Annotated in this window: 12 protein-coding genes; 6 read left to right on the top strand and 6 right to left on the bottom strand. The window is 71.5% G+C overall.

Going from position 1 to position 14553, the window contains the following annotated elements:
* Positions 1 to 32: 32 nt before the first annotated feature.
* Positions 33 to 2117 (bottom strand): transketolase, encoded by a 2085-nt coding sequence (gene tkt / locus ACNNMR_RS08805; RefSeq protein WP_419993973.1) that lies wholly within the window; start codon positions 2115 to 2117, stop codon positions 33 to 35.
* Positions 2118 to 2398: 281 nt separating this feature from the next.
* Between tkt and ACNNMR_RS08800 the strand changes: the two genes are divergently transcribed.
* Genes ACNNMR_RS08800 through ACNNMR_RS08790 form a run of 3 tightly spaced genes read left to right on the top strand, consistent with a single transcriptional unit; the run spans position 2399 to position 4747 of the window.
* Positions 2399 to 3343 (top strand): heme o synthase, encoded by a 945-nt coding sequence (locus tag ACNNMR_RS08800; protein ID WP_419993972.1) that lies wholly within the window; start codon positions 2399 to 2401, stop codon positions 3341 to 3343.
* A 24-nt stretch (positions 3344 to 3367) separates the two neighbouring features.
* The gene (locus ACNNMR_RS08795; protein WP_419993971.1) at positions 3368 to 3652 is read left to right on the top strand and encodes a hypothetical protein; all 285 of its coding nucleotides are present in this window, start codon (positions 3368 to 3370) and stop codon (positions 3650 to 3652) included.
* Positions 3653 to 3688: 36 nt separating this feature from the next.
* Complete coding sequence (locus tag ACNNMR_RS08790; protein WP_419993970.1) at positions 3689 to 4747, top strand: amidohydrolase; 1059 nt, start codon at positions 3689 to 3691, stop codon at positions 4745 to 4747.
* On the opposite strand, the gene ACNNMR_RS08785 is transcribed toward ACNNMR_RS08790, so the two are convergent.
* Positions 4736 to 5719 carry an ArsR/SmtB family transcription factor gene (locus ACNNMR_RS08785; protein WP_419993969.1) on the bottom strand — a complete coding sequence of 328 codons (984 nt, stop codon included), beginning with the start codon at positions 5717 to 5719 and terminating at the stop codon, positions 4736 to 4738. The two genes, ACNNMR_RS08790 and ACNNMR_RS08785, sit on opposite strands and share 12 nt — an antisense overlap.
* 189 nt (positions 5720 to 5908) lie before the next feature.
* Between ACNNMR_RS08785 and ACNNMR_RS08780 the strand changes: the two genes are divergently transcribed.
* The gene (locus tag ACNNMR_RS08780) at positions 5909 to 7336 is read left to right on the top strand and encodes an alpha/beta hydrolase (RefSeq protein WP_419993968.1); all 1428 of its coding nucleotides are present in this window, start codon (positions 5909 to 5911) and stop codon (positions 7334 to 7336) included.
* Here ACNNMR_RS08780 and ACNNMR_RS08775 read toward each other — a convergent pair.
* The 4 genes from ACNNMR_RS08775 to ACNNMR_RS08760 all read right to left on the bottom strand — a co-directional run bounded on the left by ACNNMR_RS08775 (position 7325) and on the right by ACNNMR_RS08760 (position 12090).
* Positions 7325 to 8302, bottom strand: a complete 978-nt coding sequence (locus tag ACNNMR_RS08775; RefSeq protein ID WP_419993967.1) for a COX15/CtaA family protein — start codon at positions 8300 to 8302, stop codon at positions 7325 to 7327. The genes ACNNMR_RS08780 and ACNNMR_RS08775 overlap by 12 nt on opposite strands.
* Before the next feature lie 92 nt (positions 8303 to 8394).
* Positions 8395 to 9120 (bottom strand): ABC transporter permease, encoded by a 726-nt coding sequence (locus ACNNMR_RS08770; RefSeq protein WP_420000299.1) that lies wholly within the window; start codon positions 9118 to 9120, stop codon positions 8395 to 8397.
* A gap of 50 nt (positions 9121 to 9170) precedes the next feature.
* Positions 9171 to 10100: an ABC transporter ATP-binding protein gene (locus ACNNMR_RS08765; RefSeq protein ID WP_419993966.1), complete on the bottom strand. Its 930-nt coding sequence runs from the start codon at positions 10098 to 10100 to the stop codon at positions 9171 to 9173.
* Positions 10101 to 10161: 61 nt separating this feature from the next.
* A complete protein-coding gene (locus tag ACNNMR_RS08760) occupies positions 10162 to 12090 on the bottom strand; it encodes a CASTOR/POLLUX-related putative ion channel (RefSeq protein ID WP_419993965.1) in 1929 nt (642 codons plus the stop codon).
* A gap of 223 nt (positions 12091 to 12313) precedes the next feature.
* Here ACNNMR_RS08760 and ACNNMR_RS08755 point away from each other — a divergent pair, with 223 nt between their 5' ends.
* Complete coding sequence (locus ACNNMR_RS08755) at positions 12314 to 13093, top strand: helix-turn-helix transcriptional regulator (protein ID WP_419993964.1); 780 nt, start codon at positions 12314 to 12316, stop codon at positions 13091 to 13093.
* Positions 13090 to 14520 (top strand): Fe-S cluster assembly protein SufB, encoded by a 1431-nt coding sequence (gene sufB, locus ACNNMR_RS08750; RefSeq protein ID WP_419993963.1) that lies wholly within the window; start codon positions 13090 to 13092, stop codon positions 14518 to 14520. Before ACNNMR_RS08755 ends, sufB begins: the two co-directional genes overlap by 4 nt.
* Positions 14521 to 14553 lie beyond the last annotated feature (33 nt).

The raw sequence follows: 14553 nt of genomic DNA, 5'->3' as shown, positions 1-14553 counted from the left end.
CACTCCTGTTTAGATCTTTGTATTCGTACGCGTCAGCGCCCGGCGGCCGCGAGAGATTCCCGCGCGGCCTCGGCCACGGCATCGGCGGTGATGCCGAACTCCTCGTACAGCTTCTTGTAGTCGGCGGAGGCGCCGTAGTGCTCCAGCGAGACGATCCGCCCGGCGTCTCCCACATAGCGGTACCAGGTGAGGCCGACCGCGGCCTCGACCGCAACGCGCGCCTTTACGGACGGGGGCAGTACGGAGTCCTTGTACTCCTGCGGCTGCTCCTCGAACCACTCCACGCACGGCATCGACACGACCCGGGTGGGCACCCCGGCCGCCTGCAGCTGCTCGCGCGCCCCGACGGCCAGCTGCACCTCGGAGCCGGTGCCGATGAGCACGACCTGCGGCTCGCCGCCCTCGGCCTCGAAGAGCGTGTAGCCGCCCTTGACGGCGTCCTCGTTCGCCTCGTACGTCGGCACGCCCTGGCGGGTGAGGGCGAGCCCGTGCGGGGCGCCCTTGCCGTAGACCTTGGTGTGCCGGCGCAGGATCTCGCGCCAGACGATGACCGTCTCGTTGGCGTCCGCGGGCCGTACGACATTGAGGCCCGGGATGGCGCGCAGCGACGGGAGGTGCTCGACCGGCTGGTGGGTCGGGCCGTCCTCGCCGAGGCCGATGGAGTCGTGCGTCCAGACGTACGTGACCGGCAGGTGCATGAGGGCGCTCAGCCGGACGGCGTTGCGCATGTAGTCGGAGAACACCAGGAAGGTGCCGCCGTACACGCGGGTGTGGCCGTGCAGCGTGATGCCGTTCATGGCCGCGGCCATGGCGTGCTCGCGGATGCCGAAGTGGATGGTGCGGCCGTACTTGTCGGCGCCCGGCAGCGGATTGCCGTCCGGGAGGAACGACGTGTTCGCGAAGGTCGTGTTGTTCGACCCTGCCAGGTCGGCGGAGCCGCCCCACAGCTCGGGGACGACCGGGCCGAGGGCCTTCAGCACCTCGCCGGAGGCCTTGCGGGTGGCGACGGACTTGCCGGCCTCGAAGGACGGCAGCGCCTTCTCCCAGCCCTCCGGGAGCTCATTGGCCTCGATGCGGTCGAACTCGGCGGCCCGCTGCGGGTTGGCCGCCCGCCACGCCTGGAAGGTCTCCTCCCAGGCCTTACGGGCCTCCTTGCCGCGCTCGCCGACCTCGCGGGCGTGGGCGAGGACCTCGTCGGAGACCTCGAAGGTCTTCTCCGGGTCGAAGCCGAGGACGCGCTTGGTGGCCGCGACCTCCTCGTCGCCGAGCGCCGAGCCGTGGGCGGCCTCGGTGTTCTGCGCGTTGGGGGCCGGCCAGGCGATGATCGAGCGGGCGGCGATGAAGGACGGCCGGTCGGTGACGGCCTGGGCGGCCTTCATGGCCTCGAAGAGCGCCGCGTGGTCCAGGTCGCCGTTCTCCTTCGGCTGCACCCGCTGCACGTGCCAGCCGTAGGCCTCGTAACGCTTGCAGGTGTCCTCGGAGACGGCCGCCTCGGTGTCGCCCTCGATGGAGATGTGATTGTCGTCCCACAGCAGCACCAGATTGCCGAGCTTCTGGTGCCCGGCCAGCGAGGAGGCCTCGGAGGAGATGCCCTCCTGGAGGCAGCCGTCGCCGGCGATCGCCCAGATGGTGTGGTCGAACGGAGAGGCGCCCTCGGGCGCCTCCGGGTCGTAGAGGCCGCGCTCGTAGCGCGAAGCCATCGCCATGCCGACGGCATTGGCGACGCCCTGGCCCAGCGGGCCCGTGGTGGTCTCGACGCCGGTGGTGTGCCCGTACTCCGGGTGGCCCGGGGTCAGGGAGCCCCACGTGCGGAACGCCTTCAGGTCGTCCAGCTCAAGGCCGTAACCGGACAGGTAGAGCTGGATGTAAAGGGTCAGGCTGGAGTGGCCCGCCGAGAGCACGAAGCGGTCGCGGCCGACCCAGTCGGCGTCGGACGGGTCATGCCGCATCAGCTTCTGGAAGAGCAGGTAGGCGGCCGGGGCGAGGCTCATGGCCGTGCCGGGGTGGCCGTTGCCGACCTTCTGCACGGCATCCATGGCCAGGACGCGAACGGTATCGACGGCCCGGTCGTCCAGATCGGTCCACTCAAGGCTGGAGGTGGTCGGCTGGTTACTCACCCTCGGTCAGGGCTCCTCTCACACACAACATGTTGAAAACCGGTGAAACCGGTGTATGCATGCACACCGGACACGCTTCGAGCCTATCCCGCTCACCACCAGACTGACGGGGCCGGGCCGCTTCTGCCTCCCGAGGGCTGCTTGGGGGCTCCGCGTGGGCTCCGCGTGGGCTCCTCTTGGGCCTACGGAAGGACACGAACCACCCCCGAGGAGGAGTCCGCAGCGCGGCCGTCTACAGTTGCGACGTATCAGCAATGGTTGAGCGTGAGCAGGGGTGTCTCTTGACGGCCGTCGATTCCCGACCAGCCGGGGTGCTCGGAAACAGCAATCCCGCGCAATGGCCGTTCCGCGCCCGTCTGAAGGCATTCGTCGCGCTGACGAAGCCGCGCATCATCGAGCTGCTCCTGATCACCACCGTGCCGGTGATGTTCCTTGCCGCGCAAGGGGTTCCGGACCTTTGGCTGGTCCTGGCGACCTGTATCGGCGGCTATCTGTCCGCCGGTGGTGCGAATGCCCTGAACATGTACCTCGACCGCGACATCGACGCGCTCATGCACCGTACGGAGCAGCGCCCGCTGGTGACCGGCATCGTCAGTCCGCGTGAGGGCCTGGTCTTCGGGCTGACGCTGACGGCGGTCTCGACCGCGTGGTTCTGGGTGCTGGTGAACCCGCTGTCCGCGCTGCTGGCGCTGGGCGCGAACCTCTTTTACGTCGTGGTCTACACGATGCTGCTGAAGCGGAGGACGTCCCAGAACATCGTCTGGGGCGGCATCGCGGGCTGTATGCCGGTCTTCATCGGCTGGTCGGCGGTCACCAACTCGATGTCCTGGGCGGCCGTTGTGCTGTTCCTGGTGATGTTCTTCTGGACGCCGCCGCACTACTGGCCGCTGTCGATGAAGGTCAAGGACGACTACGAGCGGGTCGGCGTCCCGATGCTGCCGGTGATCGCGACGAACCAGGTCGTGGCCAAGCAGATCGTCATCTACAGCTGGGTGATGGTCGTGGTCTCGCTGGCGCTGTGGCCGTTGGGCTATACGGGTGTCTTCTATCCGGTGGTCGCCGCCGTCGCGGGTGGCTGGTGGCTCAAGGAAGCGCATGGGCTGCGCTCCCGGGCGCGGGCCGGGGTGACCGGGGCGAAGCTCAAGGAGATGCGGCTGTTCCACTGGTCGATCACGTACGTGACGATCTTGTTCATGGCCGTGGCGGTCGATCCGTTCCTTCGCTGATTACCGACGGGTAGCATTCGGCGTATGAAGACAGACCATCTGACGAAGAACATCGACGCCTTCGTGCGCGCGCACGGCGGCTCCGCCCGGGCCCAGGTCGCGTACCTGGGGCAGATGGGCGCCCGGATCTCGCTGGTCGGCGAGGACGGGGAGTGGGGCGACCAGGTGGCGCCGGACGTCGACACCGCCAAGGCGGCGCTGGCGGCGGCGCAGGGCGTGACCGTGCAGGACGACTTCGACGGCGAGATGGCTGCGGACGTGCGCACGGGGCCGTACGAGTGGCGGCGCATGGCGGGCATTCAGCTGTAATAAGAACTGAGCCACCGTTCTGCCGTTAGACAGGGCGTGACCGAGCTCGTAGACCACCACAGCCACGGCGCGGCCGCGCCCGCGGGCGTCGAAGGCGAGCTCGGGATCGGCACCTTCGAGACGCTGCTGGGCGCCGCCGCCGGTGCCCGCGGCCGGCCGCCCGCGGGCGTCACCCACTTCGACGGGCCGCTGGGGCGGGCGCTGCGGCGCTGGTGCCCGCCGCTGCTCGGCCTGGACCCGCACTGCAGCCCGGCGCTGTATCTCGCCCGGCGGCGGGAGCTGGGCGGCTATACCGCCACCCGGGCGCTGCTGCGGGGGGCGGGGATCGGCACGTATCTCGTGGACGGGGATCCGGGGGCCGGGCTGCGGCCGGTCGGGGACCGTCCGGCCGGGGGGCGGGTGGTGCACGAGATCGTGCGGCTGGAGTCGCTGGCCCGGCAGGTGGCCAAGACGTCGGGCTCGGTGGCCTCCTTCCTGCGCAACACCGCGGAGGCGGTCTACTCCGCAGGGCAGAACGGCACCGCCTACGCCGTCGACGCCGCCGCCCCCGCCGAATGCGCCCGCGAGCCGGGCTCGGTGGAGGTGCGGCACGCGGCGTCGCAGCTGCTGCAGCGGGGCACGCTCGCGCCGGCGCTGGTGCGGCACCTGCTGTGGGCGGCGCTGGCGACCGGCCTTCCGGTGCAGCTGCACGGGGGCGATCCGTACGACCTGGACGCCTTCATCGACCGCACCGAAGGGCTCGGTACGGACCTGGTGCTGATCCCCGGCCCGCGATCGCCGCAGCACGCGGCGGCGGCGCGACGGGCGGCCGTGCACGCGCACGTTTACGCCGACGCGGGGCCCGAGCCGGCCGAGCCGCTGCGGCTCGCGCCCGCGGGGAAGCTGCTGTTCTCGACCGGCGCGCGGGCGCTGCCCGAGCTGTACGTGGTCGCCGCGCACGGCTTCGCGGCGGCGCTGGCCCGGGTCGCGGACGAGTGGCCGGCCGCGGGGCTGTGCTCGGCGCGGGACGCGGAGCGGATGTGCGCGGCGGTGGGGGCGGGCACGGCGCGGCGGGTGTACGGGCTGCGCGGGGGCGGGGCAGGGTCAGCGGGCTAGGCGGGAGCCCTCCGGTGTGCGGCGGTACAGGACGGTGCGGCCGGAGCGGGTTCGCGTCACCAGGCCTGCCCGTAGGAGGACGCCCAGGTGGTACGACACCGTGGCCGGGCTCAGGAAATGGGTGGTGGACAGGGCTGTGGTCGAGGACGGGTGGTCCAGGGCTGTCAGGAGGGCGGCTCTGGTGGGGCCCAGGAGGTCGGCCAGGGGCTCGGTGCCCGGGGTGGGGCGGGTGGCTGCGCGGGCCGGGTAGTTGAGGATCGGGGGGAGGGCGGCGCCTGCCAGCTGGTCCACGGCCACGGCGGGGCGTTCCGCCAGCAGGGACGGGACCAGCACGACGTGGGGCACCGTGAGGGCGCCGGAGAAGCGGCTGGCGATCTCCAGCGTGCCGTCGCGCCAGCGCACGCCCGGGTGCAGCTCCGCGAAGAGCGCGGCCGCGCCCTGCCGCGCCAGGGTGTGCGCGCAGCGGTCGACCTCCGCGTCCAGCGCCGCCTTCGCCCGCGGCCAGTGGTCGGCGAAGGCGAGGTCCCAGTAGCGGCGGAGCTCCGCGGCGGCCTGCTCTGCGACCTCCGCCCCGTCCCGTAACAGCGCCTCGCGCAGCGCCGGCGGCAGCGCGCCGCCCCGGCCCTCAAGGCCGACGCACGGCTTGCCGTCGCGCACCACCCGCAGCTCCGCCGCGATCCGGTGCGGCGGCGTGGCGCGGACGATCGCCAGCTCCTCGTCGATCGTGGGCGCGGGACCCGCCGGGTACGGGCTGAGGAAGTCGGGCACGTAACCGCCGTCCTCCAGTGCGCACGCCGCCAGCAGCGGCAGCCGCTCGTGCCGCAGCACCCGCCGGGCGCGGGCGAGCCAGGGGGCGGCGCCGGGCGGCGGGCGCACGCCCCACGGGAGCAGGGTGGCGGCGACCTCGTGCAGCGGTGAGACCGCGAAGCGGGACTGCGCCAATCCGGTGGCGTCCACGGTGAGTTGGAGCATCGGCGCACCCCTGTGAGCCTTCGAATGTGCTCGAATCCTCGCACGGAAGCAATCCCTCCGGGGTGCCGGCACCCAGGCTGTTCCTCCGCGACGACTCGCCCGTCCGGCACGGGGGTCGGGGCGGGCGAGAGGAGCCTGCCCGGCGCGGGAGACGGTGCCTGCGCCGGGCATTGGGGGACGGAGGGGCCCATGGACCGGATGACGCGACGCGCGATCGCGCTCGCCGCGGTGGCGCTGCTCACCATGGCGGGCACCTGCTCCGCCGCCTCGGACGGCGCCCGCGACGGTACGGCAGGCGGCTCGGCGGGCGGCTCGGCAGGCAAGGGCCGCCCGGCGCTCACCGACCGCGCGCCCTGCCAGGACCTGCCCGGCTACACCTGCGCCACGCTCCCGGTCCCGCTCGACCACGGCGGCCGCACCCCGGGCACCCTCGGCCTCAAGGTCGCCATGGCGGACAACGCGGACGCGCCCAAGGGCGTGCTGATGATGCTGACCGGGGGTCCCGGGCAGCCCGGCGTGCCGTTCGTGAAGCGGCTGGGCGAGAAGCTGGGGCCCGTACTCGACGACTACCAGCTGGTGATGATCGACCAGCGCGGCACCGGCGGTGGCGCGCTGCAGTGCCCGCGACTGCAGGAGGAGATGAGCAGCTCCGACCTCACCCCGCCCACCCGGCAGGCCGTCACCGACTGTGCCGCCGCCCTCGGCGACCGGCGCCGCTTCTACGCCACCGCCGACACGGTCGCCGACCTCGACCTCCTGCGGCGGGCGCTGGGGGAGCGGAAGTGGACGCTGGACGGCGTCTCGTACGGCACCTACACCGCCGAGCGCTATGCGCTCGCGCACCGCGGCAAGGTTCGCCGGCTGGTCCTCGACTCCGTCGTCCCGCAGACGTTCGACGACCCGATGTGGCTGACGCCGATGCGGGCGACGGCGCGCGTCCTGCGCACGGCGTGCGCGGCTGCCAAACCAGAAGGAGACTGCGGCACCGACCCGGTGGCGGATCTGCGCACGGTGGTGCGGACGTACGACAACGGGGCCGACCTGCTGGACATGCTCACCACGTACGAGTTCTTCGACCCGGACTACGAGGGCGCGATCGCGGCGCTGCACAAGGCGGCGCGGGGGGAGCCGGAGGACCTGAAGGACCTCATCGAGCAGACGCGCTCGGACAGCACCCCCGCCGAGCAGCTCAGCCAGGGGCTGCACGCCTCGACGCTCTGCCTCGACGGCCGCTTCCCGTGGGGCTCGACGGACACCCCGGTCGAGGGCCGGGCGGCGAAGCTGGCCGCGGCGGCGGGGCGGCTGACGGCGCGCGACTACGGCCCGTACGACGCAGATACGGCGCAGGGGACCGGCTCGCTGCTGCAGTGCCTGTGGTGGCCGCGCGAGCCCGTACCGCCGAGGCCGCCCGCGCACCGGAAGCTGCCGGGGGTGCCGGTCCTGCTGCTCGGCGGCGACCGCGATCTGTCCACCCCACTGGAGTGGCTCTATGAGCAGGAGAAGCTGACGCCGCGCGCGGAGGTCGTGGTGGTGAAGGGCGCCGCGCACAGCGTCCAGAGCAGGGCGGAGAGCGACGAGGGCCGTAAGGCGGTGTACGACTTCCTGCTACGCGACTGAGCCGGCGGGCTCGCCGGCCGCCGGGGCGGGGGCGGGGATCTCCGCCGTCTCCTCGGCCGGGCGGTGGCGCAGCGACAGCAGCACCCGCAGCGCCGCGATCCACACCAGCGTGGAGCCGAGCATGTGCACGGCGACCAGGATCTCCGGGGTGTCGGTGAAGTACTGCACGTAACCGATCACGGCCTGGGACATCAGGACGAGGAAGAGGTCGCGGGTGGCGTTGAGCGGGCCGCGCGGGCCGTCCATGACCTTGATCGCGATCCAGACGGCGATGGTGAGCGCGACCACCGCCCAGGCGGTGAAGGCGTGCACGTGGGCGGCGTTTTCCCAGCTGATCCAGCCCATCCGGGGGACGTCGCTGGAGTCGCCCGCGTGTTTGCCGGTGCCGGTGACGACGGTGCCGGCGGCGACGAGGACGGCGGTGAGGCCGACGAGGACGCGGGCGAGCTTGCGCACGATCTGGCCGACCAGCCAGTCGGGGCCGCCGTCGCCCTCGCGGGCGCGCTGCCAGGTGATGAAGGCGACGGTGACGAGGCCGCTGGCGGCGAGGAAGTGCCCGGCGACGCTGTACGGGTTGAGCGCGGTCAGCACCGTGATGCCGCCGATGACGGCGTTGCTCATGACCAGCCAGAACTGCGCCCAGGCCAGGCGGGTGAGCGGGCGGCGGCGGGGCTTGGCGGCGCGGACGCAGATGATCGCCCAGCCGACGGCGGCGGAGATCACGTACGTCATCATCCGGTTGCCGAACTCGATGGCGCCGTGGATGCCCATCTCGCCGGTGGGGGTCAGGCTTTCCCCGGAGCACTTCGGCCAGGTGTCACACCCGAGCCCCGACCCGGTGAGGCGTACGGCACCGCCGGTGATGACGATGAGGACGCTCATCGCGAGCGAGATGAGCGCGGCGCGCTGGACGGTCTTCGGCGAGGGCGTCCAGTGCCGGGCGATCAGGGCAAGAGGGTTGAACACGCCGCATAGCTTAGGCGGCGGGTGAAGGCCGCAAGGCACCACCCCCCGGCGTGGTGCGGTCGTGCGACAGCAACGGGCGGGCGGGTGGGAAATCACTCCCACCGGAAGAAGCGGGCCGCGGCCGCCAGCCCGACCACAGCCCAAGCCGCGAGAATCCCCACAGCCCCCCACGGCAGCGCCGCCCCGTGCTGAAGCACATCCCGCAGCCCATCCGACAACGCCGCGATCGGTGTGAGTTCGAGCACCGCCCGTACGCCGTCGGGGAACTTCGACAGCGGCACCACCACGCCCCCGGCGAAGAGCAGCAGCACGAACACCAGGTTCGCCGCGGCCAGGGTCGCCTCCGCGCGCAGGGTCCCCGCCATCAGCAGGCCGAGGCCGGAGAACGCCGCCGTGCCGACGAGCAGAAGCAGCACCACCGCGAGCGGATTGCCGTGCGGGGACCAGCCCAGCGCCAGCGCGATCACCGTCAGCAGGGCGACCTGCAGCACCTGGATCGCCAGCACGGACAGCGTCTTCGCGGCCATCAGCCCCCAGCGGGGGAGCGGCGACGCGCCGAGGCGCTTGAGCACCCCGTACCGCCGCTCGAAGCCGGTGCCGATGGCCTGGCCCGTGAAGGACGTCGCCATCACCGCGAGGGCCAGCGCCCCCGGCGCGAGGAAGTCGACCCGCTCGCCCGCGCCCGTATCGATCACATCCACCGCGCTGAACAGCGCCAGCACCACCGACGGAATGATCACCGTGAGCAGCAGCTGCTCCCCGTTCCGCAGCATCATCCGCGTCTCGAGCCCCGCCTGCGCCCAGATCATCCGCGCCATGGACGCGGCCCCCGGCGCCGGTACGAACGTCCCCGCACTCGCGTCCGTGCTCACGACCGCAGCTCCTTCCCCGTCAGCTCGAGGAATACGTCCTCGAGCGTGCGCCGCTCCACCGTCATCTGCTCCGGGAGCACCCCGTTCTGCGCACACCACGTGGTCACCGTGGCGAGCAGCTCCGGGTCGATCGTCCCCGCCACCCGGTACGCGCCGGGGGTCAGCTCGATCGCCGCGGTCTCCGGGGGCAGCGCCTTGAGCAGCGAGGCCAGGTCGAGGCCCGGCCGGCCGCTGAAGCGCATCGTGTTCTCCGCGCCGCCCCGGCACAGCTCCTCCGGGGTGCCGCGGGCGACCAGCCGGCCGCCGTCGATGATCGCGACCTCGTCCGCGAGCTGTTCGGCCTCGTCCATGTGGTGGGTGGTCAGCAGCACCGAGACGCCGTCGGTGCGCAGCTCCCTGATCAGGTCCCAGGTGGCGCGCCGCGCCTGCGGGTCGAGTCCGGCCGTCGGCTCGTCCAGGAAGACCAGCTCGGGCCGCCCGACCACCGCCATCGCGAGCGCCAGCCGCTGCTGCTGGCCGCCCGACAGCCGCCGGTACGGGGTCCGCCCGCAGCTCTCCAGCCCCAGCCGCTCGATGAGCGGGCCCACGTCCAGCGGGCGGGCGTGCAGCCGCGCCATGTGCCGCAGCATTTCCTCCGCCCGCGCCGACGGATACACGCCGCCGCTCTGCAGCATCACGCCGATCCGCGGCCGCAGCGCCGCGCCGTCCGTCGCCGGATCCAGGCCGAGCACGCGCACCGTGCCCGCGTCGGCGGGCCGGTAGCCCTCGCAGATCTCGATCGTGGTGGACTTGCCGGCCCCGTTGGGGCCGAGGACCGCGGTGACCGCCCCGCGGGCGGCCGTCAGGTCCAGGCCGTCGACGGCGGTCTTCGTCCCGTAGCGCTTCACGAGGCCCGCTACCTCGACCGCCGGGGGGTGCTGCTGCATGAGAGCGAGTCTAAGGAGTCCGCGGCGGCCTGCCGCCTTCGGGCCCGGAGCGCGGCGGCGGTCACTGCCGGCTGACGAGGACGAGCGAGTCGCCCGTGCTCAGCGTCACCGATGACCGCTTGTCCGGGTTCAGGCGCAGGCCGAAGTCCGGGGCGGTCGCGGCCTCCTGGCTCAGCCGGTAGCCGAGGGCACATTCGCCCTGCCGCCGGGCCGACTCGACGGCCGTGGCGTAGCTGATTTCGCGGTCCTGTGCCACGTAGTCGGTGGCCGGCTTGAGATAGATCTCGCAGCCCTGGGCGTTGCCGAGCTCGCGGAAGAGGGGCCCGAGGTGGAGGTTCTCGGAGATCTGGGCCAGCAGCTGGCTGATGACCTTGTCGCTCACGATGAAGTCGGCGCCCGCGGTGACCGGGGCGAGTACGCGGTTGCTGTCCTTGGCCATCTCCGTGACGACGCGCAGCTCGCACCCCAGCTCGGCCTCCAGCGCACGCAGGTGCAGCAGCGTAACGAGGGTGTCGACGTCCGGATGCGACTGCGAACTGGCGCCCGCCTCGTCATCGACGTCGTAGCCCAGCACGATCAGGCTGTCGTACGAGCCGAGGTCCAGGTCCGCGAGTACCTCGGGGCGGAACGTCTCGCCGGGGCGGAAGCGGCACTCGACGCCCGGGAACGGCGGCAGCAGGGCGGACTCGGCCGCGGCCCGGTCGCCGTGCGCCACGATGTCGATGGCCGAGCCCTCGGCGGCGCTCTCCGCGAGCAGCTCGACGACCGAGCGGGCCCGCTGGTTCCAGCCGAGCAGCAGCAGGCGCTCGGGGACGGCCGGGCGCGGCCGCGGAGCGACGATGGCGCCTTCGTCGACCTCGGCGGGCTGTTCGGCGAGTACGGCCGTGTCGTCGTCCCGGGTGACGACGATGAGCAGGTCGTCCTCGGCGATCGCGGCGTCGGACGGCGGGTTCAGCGCGACTGAGCCGTCGGCGTGCAGCAGGCCCAGCACCGAGGAGGTGTCGTAGGCGAGCAGTGCCTCGCCGAAGGGCCGGCCCACCAGGGCCGGCTCGGCCAAGGTGTAGAACTCGTCGCCCGCGAACTCCAGCATGCGGGCGTAGACGAGTGAGAGTCCCGGCTGCCGGGCGGTCTGCACGATGATCCGGGCGGCGGCGTCGTTGAGATTCACCACCCAGCCGTGCTCGCCGGCCGCGAGCTCCGCGGCCCGCCGGTTGCGCGGGTCGCGGACCGAAGCGACGACATGGGCGTTCGTGGTCTGCCCTGCTCCGCTGTTCAGCGCCAGCAGCGTCCTGATGACCTCGGCGTCGGCGACCGCCGGCTCCAGGTCGCCCTGGGCGATCACGATGACCGCGCGGGCGGTTTCCGGATTGACCATGCGGATCACGGCGGGGTCGCCGGGGTCCCCCGTACGGCAGATGATCCGGGTGCCCTTGGTGTCCGGGACCTGGGTCCGGATGGCCTCCTCCATCTGGATCTTGTCGCGGTCGGCGAGGATGGCGACGACGGATCCGCGTTGATTGGCCTCGGCCGCGGTCAGCTCGCTCACGATCGGGAAGACCTGGCCGGACCAGCCCAGCACCACGATGTGCCGCTTCTCGAGGACCACGGACCGGCCCTGACGCAGATCCATGATCTTGCGCTGCACACCCGCGGTGATCAGGCCGACGAGCGTCGAGGCGAAGAACAGCGCCACGAGGGCGAGCAGCACGGACAGCAGCACATAGGCGGGCGTGCCGACGGCCGAGCCCAGGCCGAAGGTCTCCCCGACGTTCTGCCAGACCCCTTTGAGCTGGTTGCCCAGGGTCGTGGGGGTGTGCTTGTCCGCCCACACCAGGGCGGCACTGGCAGGGACGACGATGATCAGGCAGACGAGAGTGAGCCAGCCGATCAGCGCCGGTGTGCCCCGGGACATCGTGTTGTCGAACCGGTACCGCAGCTGCTGCAGCAGCCGGGAAGCGCCCGAGCCGGAGTCGGGCGAGTGATCTGCCATGCACCCCTCGCAAAGGTCCGGTGTTCTGGGCTCCCTGGTGCCAGGTCCGGTTTCCTGATCTTCCGGTGTGGCGGCGGCGGGCGCACACGAGGCTGCTCTACTTAGGTGACCCTTAGTGATGCACCCCACCGCAGAGTGATCGAATCCCGGCTTGAACGTGCGCGCCGAATTACGCAACAATGGCGTTGTGAAAACTTTGGGCGAGGGTGAGCAGACTCCGGCGGTGCCCACGGCACCGTCGGCGAGCAGCCCTGCCCTGTCCGCCGAGCACGGCACACGGCAGCGCGTCGCCCGGTCGATCCTCGACCACGGCCCGTCCACCGCCGCCGAGCTCGCCCAGCGGCTGAGCCTGACCCAGGCCGCCGTCCGCCGGCATCTGGACACCCTCCTCGCGGAGGGCATCGTCGAGCCGCGCGAGCGGCGGGTGTACGGCAACCGGGGGCGTGGCCGCCCGGCGAAGGTGTTCGCCCTGACCGACTGCGGCCGGGACGCCTTCGACCAGGCCTACGACCAGCTGGCCGCCGACGCCCTGCGCTGGATCGCGCAGGCCGCCGGGGGCGGCGAGATGGGCGAGGCGGCGGTCGCCGCGTTCGCCCGCGCCCGGGTGCAGCAGGCCGCCGAGCGATATGCGAGGCGGCTGGAGCACGTACCCCCGGAGGAGCGCGCGAAAGCCCTGGCCAAGGCCCTCACCGAGGACGGGTACGCTGCTACAGCGCGCAGCGCGCCCACAGCCTCCGGTGAGCAGCTCTGCCAGCACCACTGCCCGGTGGCGCATACCGCCGAGCAATTCCCGCAGCTGTGCGAGGCGGAGACCGAGGTCTTCTCCCGCCTGCTCGGCACCCATGTGCAGCGTCTCGCCACCATCGCCCATGGCGACGGGGTCTGCACGACCTTCATTCCGAAGATGCCGTCCGAGGCAGACCCGGAAGACGCACACCAGCACGCTGCACCTGATCAAAACATGCCACCAACCACCAGCAAGGCCGGGAGGAACCCCGCATGACTGCGCCCACAGAGACACCGACCTCGGAACACCCCGAGCTCGAGGGTCTCGGCCGGTACGAATACGGCTGGGCCGACTCCGACGCGGCCGGTGCCGCGGCGAAGCGCGGCTTGTCCGAGGCCGTCGTCCGGGACATCTCCGGCAAGAAGAACGAGCCGGACTGGATGCTCAAGACCCGCCTCAAGGGTCTGAAGCTCTTCGGCAAGAAGCCCATGCCCACCTGGGGCTCCGACCTCTCGGGCATCGACTTCGAGAACATCAAGTACTTCGTCCGCTCCACCGAGAAGCAGGCCCAGTCCTGGGAGGACCTGCCGGAGGACATCAAGGCGACGTACGACAAGCTCGGCATCCCGGAGGCCGAGAAGCAGCGCCTGGTCGCGGGTGTCGCCGCGCAGTACGAGTCGGAGGTCGTCTACCACCAGATCCGCGAGGACCTGGAGGAGCAGGGCGTCATCTTCCTCGACACCGACACCGCGCTCAAGGAGCACCCGGAGCTCTTCAAGGAGTACTTCGGCACCGTCATCCCCCCGGGTGACAACAAGTTCGCCTCGCTGAACACGGCCGTCTGGTCCGGCGGATCGTTCATCTACGTCCCCAAGGGCGTGCATGTCGAGATTCCGCTGCAGGCCTACTTCCGGATCAACACCGAGAACATGGGCCAGTTCGAGCGGACGCTGATCATCGTCGACGAGGACGCCTACGTCCACTACGTCGAGGGCTGCACCGCGCCGATCTACCAGTCGGACTCGCTGCACTCCGCGGTCGTCGAGATCATCGTCAAGAAGGGCGCCCGCTGCCGCTACACGACCATCCAGAACTGGTCGAACAACGTCTACAACCTGGTCACCAAGCGCGCGGTCGCCTACGAGGGCGCCACGATGGAGTGGGTCGACGGCAACATCGGCTCCAAGGTGACCATGAAGTACCCGGCCATCTACCTGATGGGCGAGCACGCCAAGGGCGAGACCCTGTCCGTCGCCTTCGCCGGCGAGGGCCAGCACCAGGACGCCGGCGCCAAGATGGTCCACATGGCGCCGAACACCTCGTCCAACATCGTCTCCAAGTCGGTGGCGCGAGGCGGCGGCCGTACGTCGTACCGCGGCCTGATCGAGATCGGCGAGGGCGCGGAGAACTCCAAGTCCAACGTGCTCTGCGACGCCCTCCTGGTCGACACGATCTCCCGCTCGGACACGTACCCGTACGTGGACGTCCGCGAGGACGACGTCACGATGGGCCACGAGGCGACCGTCTCCAAGGTCTCCGACGACCAGCTCTTCTACCTGATGCAGCGCGGCATGTCCGAGGACGAGGCCATGGCGATGATCGTGCGCGGCTTCGTCGAGCCGATCGCCAAGGAGCTGCCGATGGAGTACGCGCTGGAGCTCAACCGGCTGATCGAGCTGCAGATGGAAGGTGCGGTCGGCTAGGCGCCGGGCCGGACACCGACGATCAGCTGTCGG

It is taken from the genome of Streptomyces boninensis, from assembly GCF_048572725.1.
Taxonomy (GTDB): Bacteria; Actinomycetota; Actinomycetes; order Streptomycetales; family Streptomycetaceae; genus Streptomyces; species Streptomyces boninensis.
Note: the sequence above shows the minus strand (reverse complement) of the source record. Positions and strands in the feature narration are given on the sequence as shown.

Coding starts and splice junctions, on each gene's coding strand:
- ACNNMR_RS08795 (WP_419993971.1), top strand. CDS start 3,368: ATGAAGACAGACCATCTGACGAAGAACATCGACGCCTTCGTGCGCGCG.
- ACNNMR_RS08785 (WP_419993969.1), bottom strand. CDS start 5,719: ATGCTCCAACTCACCGTGGACGCCACCGGATTGGCGCAGTCCCGCTTC.
- ACNNMR_RS08780 (WP_419993968.1), top strand. CDS start 5,909: ATGGACCGGATGACGCGACGCGCGATCGCGCTCGCCGCGGTGGCGCTG.
- ACNNMR_RS08770 (WP_420000299.1), bottom strand. CDS start 9,120: ATGGCGCGGATGATCTGGGCGCAGGCGGGGCTCGAGACGCGGATGATG.
- ACNNMR_RS08765 (WP_419993966.1), bottom strand. CDS start 10,100: ATGCAGCAGCACCCCCCGGCGGTCGAGGTAGCGGGCCTCGTGAAGCGC.
- ACNNMR_RS08760 (WP_419993965.1), bottom strand. CDS start 12,090: ATGGCAGATCACTCGCCCGACTCCGGCTCGGGCGCTTCCCGGCTGCTG.
- sufB (WP_419993963.1), top strand. CDS start 13,090: ATGACTGCGCCCACAGAGACACCGACCTCGGAACACCCCGAGCTCGAG.